Annotated in this window: 13 protein-coding genes; 6 read left to right on the plus strand and 7 right to left on the minus strand. The window is 72.3% G+C overall.

Going from position 1 to position 17,645, the window contains the following annotated elements:
* Positions 1-176: 176 nt before the first annotated feature.
* Positions 177-1,412 (minus strand): PLP-dependent aminotransferase family protein, encoded by a 1,236-nt coding sequence (locus QOM21_RS20900; RefSeq protein WP_407552170.1) that lies wholly within the window; start codon positions 1,410-1,412, stop codon positions 177-179.
* A gap of 271 nt (positions 1,413-1,683) precedes the next feature.
* Between QOM21_RS20900 and QOM21_RS20905 the strand changes: the two genes are divergently transcribed.
* A complete protein-coding gene (locus tag QOM21_RS20905; protein WP_407552172.1) occupies positions 1,684-2,568 on the plus strand; it encodes a hypothetical protein in 885 nt (294 codons plus the stop codon).
* A 275-nt stretch (positions 2,569-2,843) separates the two neighbouring features.
* Here QOM21_RS20905 and QOM21_RS20910 read toward each other — a convergent pair whose 3' ends face one another.
* The 3 genes from QOM21_RS20910 to QOM21_RS20920 form a co-directional block, all read right to left on the minus strand.
* Entirely contained in the window at positions 2,844-3,053 is a 210-nt protein-coding gene (locus QOM21_RS20910; RefSeq protein WP_407552174.1) for a DUF397 domain-containing protein, read from the minus strand.
* Between the two features lie 279 nt (positions 3,054-3,332).
* The gene (locus QOM21_RS20915; RefSeq protein ID WP_393892589.1) at positions 3,333-4,199 is read right to left on the minus strand and encodes a helix-turn-helix domain-containing protein; all 867 of its coding nucleotides are present in this window, start codon (positions 4,197-4,199) and stop codon (positions 3,333-3,335) included.
* 406 nt (positions 4,200-4,605) lie between these two features.
* Positions 4,606-5,382: a GPP34 family phosphoprotein gene (locus QOM21_RS20920; protein WP_407552176.1), complete on the minus strand. Its 777-nt coding sequence runs from the start codon at positions 5,380-5,382 to the stop codon at positions 4,606-4,608.
* Between the two features lie 239 nt (positions 5,383-5,621).
* Here QOM21_RS20920 and QOM21_RS20925 point away from each other — a divergent pair, with 239 nt between their 5' ends.
* Positions 5,622-8,801: a D-alanyl-D-alanine carboxypeptidase gene (locus tag QOM21_RS20925; RefSeq protein WP_407552177.1), complete on the plus strand. Its 3,180-nt coding sequence runs from the start codon at positions 5,622-5,624 to the stop codon at positions 8,799-8,801.
* 289 nt (positions 8,802-9,090) lie between these two features.
* Positions 9,091-10,563 carry a glycosyltransferase family 39 protein gene (locus QOM21_RS20930; protein ID WP_407552179.1) on the plus strand — a complete coding sequence of 491 codons (1,473 nt, stop codon included), beginning with the start codon at positions 9,091-9,093 and terminating at the stop codon, positions 10,561-10,563.
* A 6-nt stretch (positions 10,564-10,569) separates the two neighbouring features.
* Here the strand turns inward: QOM21_RS20930 and QOM21_RS20935 are convergent, their stop codons facing one another.
* Positions 10,570-11,289, minus strand: coding sequence for an ArsR/SmtB family transcription factor (locus QOM21_RS20935; RefSeq protein WP_407552180.1), 720 nt, complete (start codon positions 11,287-11,289; stop codon positions 10,570-10,572).
* A 63-nt stretch (positions 11,290-11,352) separates the two neighbouring features.
* On the opposite strand from QOM21_RS20935, the gene QOM21_RS20940 reads away from it, so the two are divergent.
* Positions 11,353-12,426, plus strand: a complete 1,074-nt coding sequence (locus QOM21_RS20940) for an isocitrate lyase/phosphoenolpyruvate mutase family protein (RefSeq protein WP_407552182.1) — start codon at positions 11,353-11,355, stop codon at positions 12,424-12,426.
* A 33-nt stretch (positions 12,427-12,459) separates the two neighbouring features.
* On the opposite strand, the gene QOM21_RS20945 is transcribed toward QOM21_RS20940, so the two are convergent.
* A complete protein-coding gene (locus tag QOM21_RS20945) occupies positions 12,460-12,780 on the minus strand; it encodes a hypothetical protein (RefSeq protein ID WP_407552184.1) in 321 nt (106 codons plus the stop codon).
* Positions 12,781-13,255: 475 nt separating this feature from the next.
* Between QOM21_RS20945 and QOM21_RS20950 the strand changes: the two genes are divergently transcribed.
* Positions 13,256-13,963: a hypothetical protein gene (locus tag QOM21_RS20950; protein ID WP_407552186.1), complete on the plus strand. Its 708-nt coding sequence runs from the start codon at positions 13,256-13,258 to the stop codon at positions 13,961-13,963.
* Positions 13,960-15,279 (plus strand): sensor histidine kinase, encoded by a 1,320-nt coding sequence (locus tag QOM21_RS20955; RefSeq protein ID WP_407552187.1) that lies wholly within the window; start codon positions 13,960-13,962, stop codon positions 15,277-15,279. The genes QOM21_RS20950 and QOM21_RS20955 overlap by 4 nt, the downstream gene beginning before the upstream one ends.
* Positions 15,280-15,361: 82 nt before the next feature.
* Here QOM21_RS20955 and recQ read toward each other — a convergent pair whose 3' ends face one another.
* The gene (gene recQ, locus QOM21_RS20960) at positions 15,362-17,413 is read right to left on the minus strand and encodes a DNA helicase RecQ (RefSeq protein ID WP_407552189.1); all 2,052 of its coding nucleotides are present in this window, start codon (positions 17,411-17,413) and stop codon (positions 15,362-15,364) included.
* Positions 17,414-17,645: the final 232 nt, after the last annotated feature.

Consider the following 17,645-nt stretch of genomic DNA (forward strand, 5'->3'; position numbering starts at 1 on the left):
TCCAGGTCCCGCTCGCGCATTTCCTGACGATGCGTCAGGTTACGGCGCGGGTGCGGGAATGACCAGAGGGGTGCGGCAGGGGAAGACCGGAGGCAGACGCCCGCATGCCGGAACCGGCCCGGGGCTGATCGGGCCAGGCCGTCCCGGATCAGCCCTTCCCCTACCTCTCCCGCTCCTCATTCCTCCTGGCGGGCGCTCCCGTGGGCGCTCCCCAGCGCCGTCGCCAGTCGGACGAGGCCCTCGCGGATCTCGTCCGGGGAGTGCGTCACGAACGACAGGCGGATGGCCGTCGCGTCCGGCGGTCCGGCGAAGAACGGCGCGCCGGGGACGTAGGCGACGTCATGCCGCACGACCTCGGGCAGCAGCGCCGTCGCGTCGTAGCCCTCCGGCAGGGTCGCCCAGACGAACATGCCGCCCGCCGGACGGTTCCACCGCGAGCCCTCGGGCAGCGCGACGGCCAGGCCGTTCACCAGTGCGTCGCGCCGGTCGCGATACGCGCCGCGCACCCGCTCCAGATGCGCGTCCAGGTCCGAGACCGACAGGTACCGCGCCGCGGCTGCCTGGTCGACCGTCGAGGTGTGCAGGTCGGCGGCCTGCTTGGCGATGACGCAGGCACGCCGCAGGGCGGCCGGCGCGCGCAGCCAGCCCAGACGAAGGCCCGGCGCCATCACCTTGGAGAACGACCCGAGCAGCGCCGTACGGTCCTCCGCGCCGGGGAAGGTGGCGACCCACGGCACCGGCTCGCCCTCGAAACGCAGCTCGCCGTACGGGTCGTCCTCGGCGATCCACAGCCCGCGGCGGGCGGCGACCGCCGCGACCGCGGCCCGGCGCTCGGCGGACAGCGTCCGTCCCGTCGGGTTCTGGAAGGTCGGCACGACGTAGAGCAGCTTGGGCCGCTCCCGCGCGGCGATCTCGTCCAGCGCCTCGGGCAGCAGGCCCTCGTCGTCGGTCGGCACCGGCACCACCCGGGCGCCGGCGAAGGAGAATATCTGCAGCGCCGCGAGGTAACAGGGGTCCTCGACCAGGACCACGTCGCCCGGCTCCAGCAGGGCGGTGGCCAGCAGCGAGAGACCCTGCTGCGAGCCGGTGGTGACGATGAGGTCGTCGGCGTCCGTCGCCAGCCCCCGGGCGGTGGTGCGCGCCGCGACCGCCGCACGCAGCTCCGGGCTGCCCTCGCTGGTGGAGTACTGCAGCGCGCGCCGCGGCTCCTCGGTCAGCACATGCTGGAACGCGGCCGCTATGCCCGTCGCGTCGAACAGCTCGGGCGCGGGCAGCCCGCCGGCGAACGAGATGACCTCGGGGCGCGCGGTCAGCGCCAGGATGTCGCGTACGGGCGAGCTGCCGGTCTGGACCGCGCGCGCGGCGAGATCGGGCGTGGGGGTGACGGCGTCGGCGAGGGTGGCGTCCGGCATGGCGGCTCCAATCGGTCATCGTCTGCGTTAACCGGCGTTAGCTGCAGATGTCACGCAGCTTAAGCGGCGGGTGACCCGGTGCGCAGCCCTGCCCGCATGATGAGCCGGACGGTGAGCGGGTGGGCCGCCAGCGGTGAATGCCGGAAGGTCGCCGACTGCGCGGGGCCGGCTGCGAGGGGCCCCGTCCGGTCAGCGGCGACGGGTGGACGGTGAGCGGCCGGTCGCTCCCCACCCCTCCCTTTCTGACGCTCCGTCAACTACACCTGTCCTCATGACCGAGGACATCGCACACCCTCCGGAAGAGCCGGACACCGCGCCCGCCGCGGAAACCGGCAGCGCCGCCTACGCCGCCCTGGCCTCCGTCGGCCCCTACGGCGTGCACCCCGGGCACGCGCTGATCACCATGGTCGAACCGCACCCCGGCCACGAACACGCCTACAACCGCTGGTACGAGGACGATCACTACATCGCCGGTGCCATGGCGATGCCCTGGATGTTCGCCGGGCGCCGCTGGGTCGCCACCCGGGACCTGCAACTGCTGCGCCGCCCGGAGGGGTCCGCCGTCGCCCGGCCGGTCACGGCCGGCTGCTACCTCTCCACCTACTGGATCACCGAGGGGCGCTACGACGAGCACATGAAGTGGACCGTCGGCATCAACAAGCGCCTCAACCGGGACGGCCGGGTCCACCAGGACCGCACGCACGTCTTCACGGCCTTCCAGGACCACGTCGCGACGGTCTACCGGGACGGTGCGGCAGGCCCCCGGGACTTCCACGCGTTGGACCACCCGTACGCCGGGCTGGTCCTGGAGGTGATCGACACGGACGGGCCCGAGCAGCGCGCGGCGCTGGCGGAGTGGCTGCGGGACCGGCACCTGCCGCGACGGCTTGCGGGCTCGCCGGCGGCCATGGTCACCGTCTTCCGGCCGACCCCGCTTCCGGGCGACCGTATGACGTATGTGAAGCAGGTCGAGGGCGTCGACACCCGGCTGACGCTGCTGTGGTTCCTCCAGGAGGATCCGCGCGACGGCTGGGCCGCCCACTTCGCCGACCGGGTCGCCGCGGTCGCGGAGTCGGGCCTGGGGAGGGTGGAGTTGGTCGCGCCGTTCATCCCGACGGTTCCCGGGACGGACCGGTACGTCGCCGAACTGCGCTGACCTCCCGGGTGCGAAGGTGTGCGGCGGCGGCGCTTGCAGGGAGGGTGGCGCCGCCCCGCCGCATGGCCGAGCCCCCTCGGCCGGGACGGCGATCCAGTCGAGAGGGCTCGTTCTGCGGTGATGCGGGTGGTGCGGGCAGTGCTGGTGGTGCGGGTGCTGCTCCATCGGCGGCAGCCGGGGCGTGGCCGGCGGCGGTGCCGGTCCTGTCGGGCCCGCCGCCCCATGGCCTCGCGGTCGGCCGGTAGCCGGTGACCTGAGGCCGTTGGCCGGTCAGCTCACGCCAGGTCGTACGAACCGCCGGCGACGCCCGACACGAAGCTGCTCCAGGCGGAGTTGTCGAACGTCAGTCGCGGACCGTCCGGGTCCTTGGAGTCGCGTACCGCGATGGCTGCGGTGGTCGGCACGGCGATTTCCACGCATGCGCCGTTGCCACCTGAGTACGAGGACTTCGTCCAGGAGAACGCGGAATTGGGTTGAATGGCCATGTTCACTCCGACTCACTCTGAGTTGCCGTGGATTTCGGTAGTGCAGACGCTACGCGCCAACATCACGTGCCACAGCGGCCGTTCACCCGTCCGAATGGCATATTCCTTGATCTCTTTTCAAGGAAGTCGGCCCAGGTGTACCGTGCGAACCCAGTAACCGGAATGTCTGATTCCGCAGCTGAAGACCTGCTTTTCTCCTCCCCGTCTCCTCCTCCGTCCCCTCCTCGTCGACCGTTTCGCAGCGCGCCGGGCGGCCCGTTCACTGCCGCGCGGGACTCCTCACCCCACGGCGTCCGCATGGGATTTGGCCGCAGCGGCGATGAACTCCCGACTTTGGTCCGCATTCAACGCTTGGGCACGCAGATGCTCGTACATGATCGTGTACTTGTGGACATCGTTGGTCTTCTCCAGATAAAGATCGCTGGTGACCCCTTCGATGTAGACCACGCTGGAATCCGCGGCGTCGTCGAATTCCAGGATCGAGAACGTCCCCGACATTCCGGCGTGCGCGCCGGTGTCGTACGGCAGTACCTGCACCGTGACATGCGGCAGATGACTCACCTCGACGAGGTGGTCCAGCTGCTCGCGCATGACCAGGTGGCTGCCGACCACCCGCCGCAGGGCGCTCTCGTCCAGCACCACCCACAGCCGCAGCTGCCGCTCCGGGTCGTTGACCCGCTCCTGGCGGCGCATGCGGACCTGGATGCGCTTCTCCAGCTGGTCGGGCGCGAGCTCGGGGACCGTGCCGGGAATGACGGCCTCGGCATATCCCGGTGTTTGCAGAAGGCCGGGCACCAGCAGGGACTCGTAGACGCGTAGCGAGGCCGCCTCGGTCTCCAGGCCGATGTAGACGCTGTACGGGATGTCGCCGAAGGCGTGCCACCAGCCCTGCTGGCGCGAATCCTTGGCCATCTGCATCAGCGAATCGACTATGCGGTGATCGTCCACTTCGTAGACGCCGCACAGATCACGGACATCGCGCTGGCTGATGCTGCGGCGGCCGTTCTCCAGCCTGCTGATCTTCGACTGGGAGACGAGCAGACGCTCGGCCACCTCTTCCGCCGTCATGCCCTTGAGCTCCCGGAGCCTTCGCAGCTCCTGGCCCAACCGGCGTCGCCTGACGGTGGGGTTGACATTGGACGCCACGGGACGTGCACCTCCGGCTCCGTACTGCTGTCGTTTCCTGCTCAGCAGAGTGCCACCCCAGGTAGACGCCGCGCAGTGAAATGCACACAGAAGGCGATCGCGCATGCGCGCGGGGTGGCGGGCCGGCCGTCGTCCGATGCGGCCGGTCCGCCACCCCGCGCGTTCTTGCTGCGGCTCCCGAACGGGACGGTGGGGACGGTGGTGCGGTGGTGCGAACGCGCTCGCACGGCCGTGCTCGCACCCGCCGTCGCGTGCCCCTGATGCGAGGCGCGCGAGGCGGGTGGAGCGAGGCGTGCGGCCGTGCTCGGTGGTGCGTGTGTGCCCTGATCGATGGTGCGACCGTGCCGGGTGGTGCACCGCGCGGTCTCGGGCGCGGCGTCGTGCGGGTGGGGCGGTCCGGCGTACGTCAGCGGGCGCCGACGCGCGCCATGCTGCCGTGGCCGTGCCGTGACGGGCCCGGCATGCCTGCCGGTTCCGCCGTTGCCCGGGCCGGCTGCCGGACGGGTCCCGGAGCTGCGCCCGGTACCGCGGCGGCGGCCTGCGCCCGCCGTGGCTGCGCGCCCACTCCGTTCTGCACATCCATGACGGCGTGTGCGACCAGCCCGCCCATCGGGTCGTGCCGGATCAGGTCCCGGAGCCGGGAGCGCGATGAACGCCCTTCGTTCCCCGGGTAGAGGTGCTTGCCGAGTCCGACCGCATGGGCCAGCGCGGCGAGCGCCGCGGTCCGCGGGTCCGGTGGTACGCCGGTGCGGATCGCGTTGTCCAGCCGGGCCCTGATTTCCCGGCTGATTGCCGTCTCCGTCGCTTGGTAGCGCGTCGTCGGCAGCACCCCGCACATCTGTCCCGCCACGGCATGCACCATGCCGCACCGCTCCAGGTGCGTGAGATACGTCTGGCGCAGCCCCAGCCGGGGCCCGCCGATCCAGTGGACCGCGCGTACCGGACTGCCGCGTCGGCGCAGCAGTTCGAGTGCGGAGTCCAGAGTCGGATCTCCTGTCGGCCGTGGCATCACCACGGCGATACGATCCCCGTCTGGGGCTATCCGTCCTGCCAGAGCCAGCTCTACTAGCTGGGCCCCGGCCAGGCCGAGGTCGAGCGACTGCGGCTGCGCTGTGGTGCCCGTTGCCGGGTCCAAAGCGAGCAGCAGAAGCTCCTCCGGAATTGTTCTGCGGCTCCTGCCCATCCATGCCTCCCCGCGTGGATGAATGACAGGGTGACCCCTCTCACATTCATCTGTCGAGGGTGCGTGGGGGGTTCGATAGGGAACCGGTAGGTATGTCGTTCTCGTCTAGCACGTCGGCGACAACTTCCGCGGGGTGCGGCAGGGACCGGTTTCGCGTGGCGGCGAGGCGCCGCCACGCGTACACAGGACACTTGGGAACACTGGGCCAGGCAGCAGTGCGACGTACGAAGGAGACATCGGTGGCGGGCGAGTCCCCCGACAAGTCGGACAAGAAGCAGTCGTCGGGGGAGACGGCGCGGAGCGCACGCGATCCGCGCCTGACCGTCTTCCGCGGAGAGCCGGACGAACCGGCGAAGCAGGCGGAGGCCGAGACGGCAGCCGGGGAGCACGCCGAGCGCGCGAAGGGCGCCGAGGACGCGCAGGGCGCGGACGCGGGCGGGCCCTCGGCGGACGGCGCGCCCACGGACGGGGCGGAGAAGGCGTCCGAGTCGCCTCAGGGGGCCGAGGGCGGCGAGAGCGTCCCCGGGGGCGGCGACGACCGTCTGCGGGACGCAGTGGCCGCCTGGGTCGCACACAAGGGCGACGAGGGCGACGAGGCCGGCGAGGGCGCTGAGCCCGCCGGGGGTGCCGCTGGTGGCGGCGTCGCGGATGCCGACAGCGATGCCGAGAGCGCGGCGCCGGCGGAGTCCGTGGCGTCGGGTGAGGGCTCGGATGCGACCGACGCGACCGACGCGACCGACGCGGCGGATGCGGCGGAGGCGAAAGCGCGTGCGGGTGCGAAGCCGGCTGCAAAGTCCGATGCCGAGGCTCGGGCGGGCGGCGGGGCTGCGGCCGAGTCCGGTTCCGGGTCCGGGGCGGGCAAGAAGTCCGGGGCGAAGCCGAAGGCCGGCGGCAAGGCGAAGGCCGGCGGTGCTGCCAAGGCGGGCGGTGCTGCCAAGGCCGGCGGTGGGGCGAAGCCTGCCCGTACGGCGAAGGGCAAGACCGAGTCCAAGGTGGAGTCCACGGCCGAGGCGAACGACGAGCCCGAGGTGAAGGCTGAGCCCACGGCTGAGCCCGAGGTGAAGGCTGAGTCCAAGGCCGAGGCGAAGGTCGAGCCCGAGGTGAAGGCTGAGTCCAAGGCCGAGGCGAAGGTCGAGCCCAAGGCTGAGCCCAAGGTCGAGTCCAAGGGCGGGGGCGGCTCCGCGTCCGGGGCCGTGGATCAGCCGACGGCTGCGTTCAAGACCGTCGGGCCCCAGAAGAGCAAGAGCAGCAGCGCCGACAACACCTCCAAGGGCGGCGCCGAGGGTGGCAGCGCCAAGGGCGACGCCAAGGCCGGCTCCAAGGGGGGCGGCACCGGTGGTGCCGAGGACGGTGACGGGGGCGACGAGGCCGAGGTCGAGGGATCGGCGGTCGACGACGCGACGCGCGTATTCGCGATCGCGAAGTCCAAGGTGGCGTCCGCGGGGAAGGCCGTGGATCAGCCCACCACCGCCTTCAAGATCGCCCCGCCCGCTGACGGCGGCACGAGCAGCAAGAACAAGAGCAAGGCCGAGGCCGAGCCCGAGTCCGACTCCGAATCCGGGTCGGGGTCCGAGTCGGAGTCCGAGGCGTCGGGCGAGGCCCGGAGCCAGGACAAGGGCACGGGGGACGGCAAGGGCGCGGCTGCTGCGAAGGGCGCCGGCAAGCCCGGCAACGGCGACAAGAGCAGCGACAAGGCCGGGGACAAGCCCGGCGACAAGCCCGGCGACAAGGCCGGGGACAAGCCCGGCGACAAGACCGGCGACGAGACCGGTGATGCCGGGAAGGACGCCGGGACGAAGGCGGCTCGGCCGGCGGAGCGGGAAGTCGAGCGCACCAGCCAGTTCGTGGCGCTGAAGTCGACGGACGCGGGTGCGGCGGAGAAGTCGCTGGGCAAGACGGCGGACCGTACGCCCCTTCGTGCCCCGGGCCAGAGCCCCGACAAGGCCCCCGGCAAGGCCGCGGGGGCGGGGGTTCCGCTCCCCGCCGAGACCGAGCCCGCCGAGCCCGCACGCCCCGGCTCCCCGCCGGCCGCGGGTGCCGCCGCGAGCACCGGAGCCACCGCATCCGCCCCGCCGCAGGCCGAGCCCGGCGCCCTGCCGGAGTCCGAGCGGACCCGGCAGGAGCCGCTGCCGCCGCTCGATCTGCTGGCGCGGCTCACCAACACCCCGCCGCCGCCGGAGACCCCGCTGCGGACGGTCGTCCGCCGGTTCAAGATCTGGACCCCGCTGGTGATCCTGCTGGGCATCATCTTCGTGGTCGCCCAGTCGGCGCGCCCGCTGCCCGCACCGGAGCTCGCCGTCGGCTCGTCGACGGCGTTCACCTTCGGGGGCGGCAAGCTGTCCGTGCCGTGGCCCGACCAGGGACAGACCGCGGCGGAGGTCGTCGGCGTCGGCAGCTTGGGGACGTCGGGCAAGGCGAAGCCGGTACCGACCGCGAGCGTGGCCAAGGTGATGACCGCCTACGTCATCCTGCGCGATCACCCGCTGAAGAAGGACGAGAAGGGCGAGACGATCCGCATCGACGCCGAGGCGGAGGCCGACTCGAAGAAGAAGGACGAGTCGCGGGTGCCGCTCAGGGCGGGGCAGCAGTTCAACCAGTACCAGATGCTGCAGATGCTCATGATCCCGTCCGGCAACAACGTCGCCCGGCAGCTCGCGCGTTGGGACTCCGACACCGAGGAGGCGTTCGTGAAGAAGATGAACGCCGCCGCCAAGGAACTGGGGATGACCAACACGAAGTACACCGACCCCAGCGGCCTGGACAAGGCGACCGTGAGCACCTCCGTCGACCAGCTCAAGCTCGCCGAAGTGGTGATGAAGAACGACGCGTTCCGCGCGGTCGTCGCCACCGAGAACGTCAAGATCGACGGTCTGCCGACGACGCTCTACAACAACAACAGCCTGCTGACGACGATGCCGGGCGTGGTGCGCGGCATCAAGACCGGGTCGAGCTCGCCGGCCGGCGGCGCGTTCATGTGGGCCGCGTACCGGACCGTCGGCGGCAAGGACCAGCTGCTGCTCGGCGTGATGATGGATCAGCGCACCAACAGCCCCGACTCCAACGCCCACCTCAAGCTGGTGCTGGAGAACAGCTCGAAGGTGATCACCGCGACGCGGGACGCGCTGGTGTCGGACAAGGTGGTGAAGAAGGGGCAGGTCGTCGGCTACGTCGATGACGGCCTCGGCGGCCGGACCCCGGTCGTCGCCACGAAGGACCTGTCGGCGGTCGGCTGGCCCGGGATGAAGGCGACGTTCGCCATGAGCGACGGCGGCAAGGCCGTTCCGCACACGGCGAAGGCCGGGACGCAGGTCGGCGTGCTCACGGTCGGCAACGGCGCGAGCGAGCAGAAGGTGCCGGTGGCGCTCCAGAAGGACCTGACCGAGCCGACGTTCGGGTCGAAGCTGACGCGGATCGGGTGACCCCATGGCTCCGGGCCGGACCAGCACGCTCCGCCGGCCCGGAGCCCACCGATCGCCGCGGCGATCCGCAGCGATGAGGGCGTGCCGGTCTCGTCCGCACGCGGCAGTGCCGGCCGCCGGGGCTCCCCGGGGCAGCAGCACTTCAGGCAGTATCTGTGGTTCCCGGCGGTGCTGCCGAACCCGGTGGTCCCGCCGTCTTTGCCGTCCCGCCGTTCCCCAGCAGTGCGTCCGTACGTGACCGGAGACCGTCATCGACGTAGCGCAAGCGCAGAAGACGTTCGCGTCCTCCGTGACCGCCCCTGGCACATGGGCGGCGCGGGGCGCGGTGGTGGTGATGCCCTCGGGCCTGATGCTTCTCCTGGGAGCCTGGGGTGTGCGCCGTCAGGACGCCATATGGCGGGACGAGGCCGTCACCTACGACATGGCGCACCGCAGCCTGGCCGACCTGTGGCCGACGTTGCAGCACGTCGACGTCGTACACGGCCTGTACTACGCGCTGATGCACCTCTGGTTCCTCGGCTACGACGCGACCTTAGGCGGCACCCTCGGCGCGGTCATCGGCCTGCGGCTGCCGTCCGTGGTCGCCATGACCCTGGCCGCCGCTGGTCTCGCGCTGCTGGGGGAGCGGCTGGTCGGGCGCCGCGCGGGGCTCTGCGCGGGGCTGGCCTTCGCGCTGATCCCGGTCGTCCAGCAGTACGCGCAGGAGGGGCGTTCGTACGCGACGGTCTGCGCGCTGGTCGTCTGGTCCACCTACCTGCTCGTCCTGGCCGCCGCCCGTCCGCGCCCGCGGCTGTGGATCGGCTATACGGCGCTGATGCTGTTCGCCTGCCTGCTGCACGAGTTCGCGTCGCTGGCCCTGCCCGCCCACGGAGCCGCCCTGGTCCTCGCGCGGATGCCGCGCCGGGTCCTGCGCGCCTGGGCGCTCGCCTCCGTCACCGTCCTCGCCGGGCTGGCCCCGCTCGTGGTCTTCAGCGCCCGGCAGTCGGCGCAGATCAGCTGGCTCATGTGGCCGGACCCCGTTCAGCTGCTGACCTTCGCCGTGCTCGCGGTCCTCGGCGTCGCCTGCGCACGCGTCCCGGTGCGCTCCCGCGGCCCGGTCGGGCTGCGGGCCGTCGGCATTCCGCTGCTGCTGCTCCCCACCCTGCTCCTGCTGCTCCTCTCCCACGTCGAACCGGCCTACGTCGACCGCTACGTCCTCTACTACGTCGCGGGCTTCGCCCTGCTCGCCGGTGCCGCGCTGGCCCGGCTGCTGCGCCCGGTCGGCGAACGTGGCCAGACCCGCCGGCGGCAGGTGCGGTGGGCGGCGGTGCTCGTCCTCGTCCTGGCCGCGCTGCTGCCCGTCAATGTCCACCTGCGCAGTCCGGACAGCCGGGTCGACGACCTCACCGCCATCGCGCGGACCGTGGGGGAGGTGGCGCGGCCGGGTGACGGTCTGCTGTTCATGCCCTCGCGGCGCCGGGTCTGGGTCGCGGCGCACCCGGACGGCTTCCGCGGGCTGCACGATCTCGCCGTGGCCAAGAGCCCCTTGGCCTCACACACCCTCTACGGCACCGAAAGGTCCGGTGACGCGATCCGCGACCGGATGCTGGCGGCCCGCCGCATCATCGTCGCGGGTGACCCGGACGGCCAGCCGACCGATGCCAACGACCAGGAAATCGCCAAACGCGCCACCCTGCGGGACGCGTTCGCGGTGTGCAGCAGCCGCGAGGTCCACGGAGCCCGCATCACGGTGTACGCGCGGCCGGGAGAGTGCGGGGAGTAGTCCCGTTCACACCAGGCCCGCGGCTTCGCCGTCGATGCCGAGGAGGTCGTGCAGGGCGGCCGCACCGTCCGGGGTGAGGCGTACGGCCCGGCCGCTGCCGATGCGCCGGACCCATCGCCGGTCGAGCAGCTGTTCACAGAGCCGGGCTCCCGCGGTTCCTGCGAGGTGCCGGCGTCGCTCGGTCCAGTCGACACATCCACGGGCCTGCGGGCGGCGGCCGCTGCGCAGCCCCGCCGGCGGGATGCCGAGGCCGTCGGAGAACCAGTCCCGGCCGGCTTCCGTGAGGGCGAAGCCGCCGTCCTGATCGAGCAGCCCGCGCCCGGTCATCGCGTCGGTGATCGTGACGCCGAGCCGCCCGGCCAGATGGTCGTAACACGTCCGGCCACGGGCCAGCGCCGCGGAGACGTTCGTGGCGCGCAGGCCGCGTGGCGGCGGTGCCGGCGCATCGAGGTGGGCGGTCAGCGACTCCAGCAGCTCCGCCACGCGGGGGCCCGCGAGCTGCACATAGCGGTGGCGGCCCTGGCGCCGCTCGACGAGCAGTCCGCCCTCGGTCAGCCGGGTCAGGTGCTCGCTCGCCGTCGAGGGCGCTACCTGCGCGTACGCCGCCAGCTCACCTGCGGTCCAGGCCCGGCCGTCCAGCAGCGCGAGGCAGAACGCGGCCCGGGTGCGGTCGGCGAGCAGTGCCGCCAGCCGGGAGAGTTCGAGACTGTAGGGCGGGGTCGTCATACATCCATTGTCCGCCGTGACGCTTCGGCGCTCACCGAAACGACCGGGCTCTACGGTGCCCGCATGACCCCTTCGGAACCCGCTGCCCGTCCCGGTCCCGGCCCCGTTGCCGGTCCCGGCCCCCAGGCCGATTCTCCGGTGCCCCGCGCCGACTCCCCTGGCGACGCCGCCGCCCCCGGGGATGCGGCGCCGCGGCCGGCCGCGTCCCACGTGGCCGCCTTCCACGCCCTGCACCACGCCGATGAGCCGCTGCTGCTGCCCAACGCCTGGGACGTCGCCTCGGCCGCCGCGCTCGCCGACGCCGGCCACCCGGCCATCGGTACGACGAGCCTGGGGATCGCGGCGGCGCACGGATACCTCGACGGTCAGGGGCTGGCAGAGGTGCGGGAAGCGACACTGTCGCTGGCACGACGCCTCGGGCGCCTGTTGCCGTGCCCGTACACGGTCGATATCGAGGGCGGATTCGTCGGTGAGGTGCTGCGTGGTGAGACGGCCGGTGGTCGCGGTTTGAGCGGCCATGTCGCTTCCCTGGCAGAGGAGTTGGCGAACCTCGGGGCCTCCGGTGTCAACCTGGAGGACGGCTTGCCGGGAGGCGCAGGACTGCAGGACGCATCCCTGCAGGCCGAGTTGATCGAAGCAGTGAAGGAGAAGGCGCCGCGGCTGTTCCTCAACGCCCGTATCGACACGCACTGGTTGACGGACGATCCGCCGCCCCTGTCGGTGACGCTCGCACGTGCTGAGCGCTATCTGGCCGCGGGCGCGGACGGCATCTTCGTGCCGGGAGTGGTCGCGGACGAGGACGTGGCCGCGCTGGTGGCCGCGATTCCGGCTCCGGTGAACATCCTCTTCGCCCCGGCACGACACACCGTCAGGCGTCTGGCGGACCTCGGGGTACGCCGTATCAGCACCGGTTCGCTGCTCTTCCGTACGGCGCTGCGGGCCACCCTCGCCGCGGCGGATTCCGTCCGCGCGAGCGGGCGGCCCTACGACGGGGCGCACGGGATGGCCGGGGCCCGCGAGGCTGAGGGGGCGGCCGGGGTGGAGTGGCCTGGCGAAGGGGAGGGCCGCGGCGTTCCCGGTTACGAGGAGGTGCAGCGGCTGGCGGAGGAGCGGCCTCGCGGGCGAACGCGCCAGTGAGGCGCCGGGCCGCGCGCCGAGCGAGGGCCGGTCTCAGGCGCGCTGAGCGCGGCCGCTCCGCCGTGCCGCGGGCGTCGCGGTCGTGCGGCCTCCCTGGTTGCGGCGGTGCAGGGCGATGCCCGCGCCCACCGCGCCGAGTGCGCCCGCGCCGCCGATCAGGCCGGCCCTGGGGAGTTGCCCGGCCCTCTCGGCCAGTCCGGCCAGGCCGTTGTCGGGCAGCATGATCGACGTCCGGCCGCCCGCGGGCGCGGTGGAATCGGCTGCGAAGGCGGCGCTCGCGGGAAGCAGCAGAACGGCCAGCGCGCCGGTCGCGACGGCGGTGGTACGGATGACGGAGCGGCGCTGGGCCCGCATGGGTACTCCTCGTCGTGGGCGGCCCGGGCCGCCGATGGGTGCTGCGCGTACGACAACTGAGCCCGAATGAGGTCACGGCCGCCGGCACGCTGAGGGAGGAACGCTACGGAGCGTCCTTAACGGCGATCCATCCGTTGTGTAACAGTCAGCGAGATCTCGTGGGTCATTCGTGTGACGGTGGCCCGGCCGAAGGCCCGTCGAACGGCTGATAACGGGCGCCGGACAGGCCGCCTCGCGGATTCCTTCCACCGGTACACGGACACTGCGCGCAATATGTGTGGGTATGTACCCGTCGGGCTTCCGACTGCGACGTCGGGCCATCGGGCTGCCAGGCGCCGCGCTGGGCTGATGGTGGCGGTTCGGGACGGCGGGCGCGTCGGGCGCAGGTCGGGCGTGACGGGCGCGACGGACTGCGCAAGGTCGGCACCGGGCGGCGTGACGCCGCTCCGGGGCCATCGATGAAAGCGGTGGCAGCATGCGGAGGTGGTGGACGCGGACGGCGCTGTCTGCCGTCCTCGCGCTGATCCCGCTCGCCCTCGTCGCGGGGTGCGCGGGCGTCGAGGGGCTCCAGAGCGACGGGCGGGCCAGGGACGTGAAGGCGCCGCTCGCCCTGTGGCCGGAGTACTCGCCCGCACCGCTCGCACGGGAGGACAACCCGGCCGCCCTCGAACGCGTACCCGGCCTCGCCCCCGTCCCCAGCGGCGACATGACAGGCGTGAACCAACTCACGGTGCTGGACGCCGACCTGACGGCCGAGGGGCGCCCGCCGCCGAAACCGAGTTCCGTGCGACGCCCCGTGTTCCACGACCTCACCGACGACCGCGAACCGGACCTCATCACCGTCGTCGACATCGACCCCCGCACCAGCGAACTGCGGGTGTACAGCGTCCAGGACAAGGCCATCACCCGGGTGCTTTCGCTGCGCGGGGTGCTGGCCGGCGTCGAGCTCGCGGCGGGGCATCTCGCGATCCGCGAACCCACCAAGGACCCGCGCTACGTCAGCGTCACCGACTACGTCTGGGACGGTGACTCGATGGGCCTGTGGGACCTCACCCTCGACGAGGCGCGGAAACCGCCGACACCCTCGCCCAGTGGCCGGCAGAGCCCCTCACCGGTTGCGGGCCGGGCGGTTGCGGGAGAGGCGCCGGGCTCCGTCTCCTCGGCTGTCGGGGGCGGGGCGTGAGGATTCCGGCGGTCTCGCTCCGATGGAAGATCGCACTGACCGTGACGGCGGTGTGCTGTGCGGTCGCCGCCGTCCTCGGCGTCCTCGTCCACAACGCGGTGGCCCGCCAGACCGTCGGCCAGGTCCGCAAGGAAGCCCGCGCAGACCTCGACACCGCCCTCGACCTCTTCGAGTACGGCACCTCCCGCGAGGGCATCAACTCCGTCCTCGATCCGCCCGAACTCCCCGCACCCCTGACGAAGTTGGCGCGTGGGGGAGAGCGCGGCAGCATGGTCGGCACCTACCACGGCCGGCCCGTGATGTGGGCGGCGGCGCCGGCGGACGATCAGGTCATGGCCGTCTGGTCGCCGTACGGCAATACCCGGCGCTCCCTGGAGATGCTGGATACGGCCATCCTCGGCTCGGCCGTCCTCGCCGCCACCGCCGTCGCCCTCGCCGGACTGTTCCTCGCCCACCGCATCAGCCGCCGGCTGAGCGTCACCGCGGCCGTCGCCCGCCGCATCACGGCCGGCGATCTCGACGCGCGGGTCGGCGACAGCGCAGGGCCCGGACCACGTGGTGGCCCTGCCGGACGGGACGAGGTGGGGGCGGTCGCCGCCGCACTGGATTCCGTCGCCGGCTCCCTGCAGAGCCGCCTCCAGGCCGAACAGCGCTTCACCGCCGATGTCGCCCACGAGCTGCGCACCCCGCTCACCGGAATCCTCGCCTCGGCCGATCTGCTCCCGGAGGGCCGGCCCAAGGAAATGATCAACGACCGGCTGCGGGCGTTGCACCGGCTCACCGAGGATCTGCTGGAGATCTCCCGGCTGGACTCGGGCGCCGAACACGCCGACCTCGCGGCGTACGAACTCGGCGCGCTGGTCGAACGGTCCGTACGGGCCACCGGGCTGGACACCGAGGTGCGGGTCGCCGCGGAGACCGTCGTCGACACCGACCGGCGCCGCCTCGACCGGATCCTCGCCAACCTCGTCATCAACGCGCACCGGCACGGCCGGCCCCCGGTGGTGGTCACCGTGGACGCGCCGCCCGGCGGCCTGCCGACCATCGAGGTCCGCGACCACGGGCCCGGCTACCCGGACGATCTGCTGCACCACGGGCCGCAGCGCTTCCGTACCGACGCCCCGGGGCGCGGCAGGGGGCACGGCCTCGGTCTGACGATTGCCGTCGGCCAGGCAGCGGTGCTCGGCGTCGACATCGACTTCACCAATGCCCCCGACGACGGCGCTCGCGCCGTCCTCCGCCTCCCGATGCACCCACCGCCCGACACCCCGGACTTCGAGCGGGCCCCTGAGCCCGATCCGGAGCCCGATCCGTGAGGCCAGTGGCGGAGGCTCGGTGTCGCGAAGTTGCGGTGTCGCGACGGCGCGCGGCAGGTTCGGGGCGTCCAGCGCTCGCTGCTCACCAATCGATGGCTTCGTCCTCCGGCCCTGGTTCGTACTGGTCGTCCTCGGGCGGCTCCTCCAGGATCGGTGCGCCGGCCGCACCGCCGCGTGCGGGACGTCCGCTTGGCTTCCGGCTGCCCACCCCCGTCGAAGGAGCGCGCGCAGGGGCGGGCGCGTCGGCGGCGTCCGCCGCAGGCTCCGCCTCGCGGCCCGCCAGTACGTCGAGGATCTGCTGCCCGTACTTCGCGAGCTTGTTCTCGCCGACACCGTTGACCGTGCCCAGTTCGGCAGTCGATGAGGGCCCGGCGGTGGCGATCTCCCGCAGCGTCGCGTCATGGAAGATCACATACGCGGGCACACCCTGCTCCTTGGCCGTACGGCCCCGCCAGGCGCGCAGAGCCTCGAAGACGGGCAGGGCCTCCTCCGGGAGGTCCACCGGCGCCGCACGCTTCGCCTTGGCCTTCGCCGCCCGCGCGGCCTTCTCCGGCTCGCGTCGCATCGGGACCTCGCGCCCGCCGCGCAGCACCTCGCCGCTGGCCTCGGTGAGCACCAGGGTGCCGTAGTCGCCCTCGACGGCGAGCAGTCCCTGCGCGAGCAACTGCCGCACCACGCCCCGCCATTCGGCTTCCCGGAGGTCTTCCCCGATCCCGAAGACGCTCAGCCCGTCGTGGTCGAACTGAATGACCTTGGCGGTCTTGCGGCCCATCAGGATATCGATGATCTGACCCGCGCCGAACTTCTGTCCGCGTTCGCGCTGCAGCCGCACGACCGTCGAGAGCAGCTTCTGCGCCGGCACGGTGCCGTCCCAGGTCTGCGGCGGCGCGAGGCAGGTGTCGCAGTTGCCGCACGGCGTGCTCTTCTGGCCGAAGTACTCCAGCAGCCGCACCCGCCGGCACTGCACCGTCTCGCAGAGGGCCAGCATCGCGTCGAGGTGCGCCGAGAGCCGCCGCCGATGGGCGTCGTCCCCCTCGGAGCCGTCGATCATCTTCCGCTGCTGCACGACATCCTGCAGCCCGTACGCCAGCCAGGCGGTCGAGGGCCGGCCGTCCCGACCGGCGCGGCCGGTCTCCTGGTAGTAGCCCTCCACCGACTTCGGCAGATCCAGGTGCGCCACGAACCGGACGTCCGGCTTGTCGATGCCCATGCCGAACGCGATCGTGGCGACGACGACCATGCCGTCCTCGCGCAGGAACCGGGACTGGTGCTCGGCGCGCGTCCGGGCGTCCAGCCCGGCGTGGTACGGCAGGGCGTCGATGCCGTTCTGCACGAGGAACTGCGCGGTCTTCTCCACGGATGCGCGGGACAGGCAGTAGACGATGCCGGCCTCCCCGGGATGCTCCGTGCGCAGCAGGTCCAGCAGCTGGCGCTTCGGCTCGTTCTTCGGCGCGATGCGGTACTGGATGTTGGGCCGGTCGAAGCTCGCCACGAAGTGCCGGGCGTCCTGCATGCGCAGCCGGGAGGTGATCTCGTCGTGCGTCGCATCGGTGGCGGTGGCGGTCAGCGCGATCCGGGGCACCTCGGGCCAGCGCTCGTGCAGCATCGACAGGGCCAGGTAGTCCGGCCGGAAGTCGTGCCCCCACTGGGCGACGCAGTGCGCCTCGTCGATCGCGAAGAGCGAGACCTCGCCCCGGTCCAGCAGCTGGAGCGTCTGCTCCACGCGCAGGCGCTCCGGAGCGAGATACAGCAGGTCGAGCTCCCCGGAGAGGAACTCGGCCTCCACCAGGCGCCGCTCGTCCATGTCCTGTGTGGAGTTCAGGAAGCCCGCCCGCACGCCGAGCGCCCGCAGGGCGTCGACCTGGTCCTGCATCAACGCGATGAGCGGCGACACGACCACTCCCACGCCGCTCCGCACCAGTGAGGGAATCTGATAGCAGAGCGACTTGCCGCCGCCGGTCGGCATGAGGACGACCGCGTCGCCGCCCCCTATGACGTGCTCGATGATCTCCTGCTGACTGCCGCGGAACGCGTCATAGCCGAAGACCCGGCGCAGCACCTGCACCGCCTCGTTCGTCCCCGCCGCGCCTTCCATATCCATGTCCTCGACCACTTCCACGTCCGCCAGAGCCATTCCCGAAGCCTACGAGCTTTGCGGCGGCCCGCGCCGACCCTGTGGACAACTCCGACGGCACCCGCACGGCAGGACGCCCCCGGGCACCACGTGGCGCACCGCCCGGGCCCCCGCCCGCCTGCCGATATCGCGTTCGGACGGGCGGGCGTAGCGTGGAATCGAGACGGGATCCAGGAGACCCGGCGGCAGCGTCCGTGCCGGGTCCGAGGCGGAGGCGGCCGGCGCCGGGCCG

This window comes from Streptomyces sp. Pv4-95 (genome assembly GCF_045782725.1).
Taxonomy (GTDB): Bacteria; Actinomycetota; Actinomycetes; order Streptomycetales; family Streptomycetaceae; genus Streptomyces.

Bases quoted from the DNA above. Each gene is read 5' to 3' on its own strand.
- QOM21_RS20950 (WP_407552186.1), top strand. From the start codon at position 13,256: ATGCGGAGGTGGTGGACGCGGACGGCGCTGTCTGCCGTCCTCGCGCTG.
- QOM21_RS20935 (WP_407552180.1), bottom strand. From the start codon at position 11,289: ATGACGACCCCGCCCTACAGTCTCGAACTCTCCCGGCTGGCGGCACTG.
- QOM21_RS20900 (WP_407552170.1), bottom strand. From the start codon at position 1,412: ATGCCGGACGCCACCCTCGCCGACGCCGTCACCCCCACGCCCGATCTC.
- QOM21_RS20905 (WP_407552172.1), top strand. From the start codon at position 1,684: ATGACCGAGGACATCGCACACCCTCCGGAAGAGCCGGACACCGCGCCC.
- QOM21_RS20945 (WP_407552184.1), bottom strand. From the start codon at position 12,780: ATGCGGGCCCAGCGCCGCTCCGTCATCCGTACCACCGCCGTCGCGACC.
- recQ (WP_407552189.1), bottom strand. From the start codon at position 17,413: ATGGCTCTGGCGGACGTGGAAGTGGTCGAGGACATGGATATGGAAGGC.
- QOM21_RS20940 (WP_407552182.1), top strand. From the start codon at position 11,353: ATGACCCCTTCGGAACCCGCTGCCCGTCCCGGTCCCGGCCCCGTTGCC.
- QOM21_RS20920 (WP_407552176.1), bottom strand. From the start codon at position 5,382: ATGGGCAGGAGCCGCAGAACAATTCCGGAGGAGCTTCTGCTGCTCGCT.
- QOM21_RS20910 (WP_407552174.1), bottom strand. From the start codon at position 3,053: ATGGCCATTCAACCCAATTCCGCGTTCTCCTGGACGAAGTCCTCGTAC.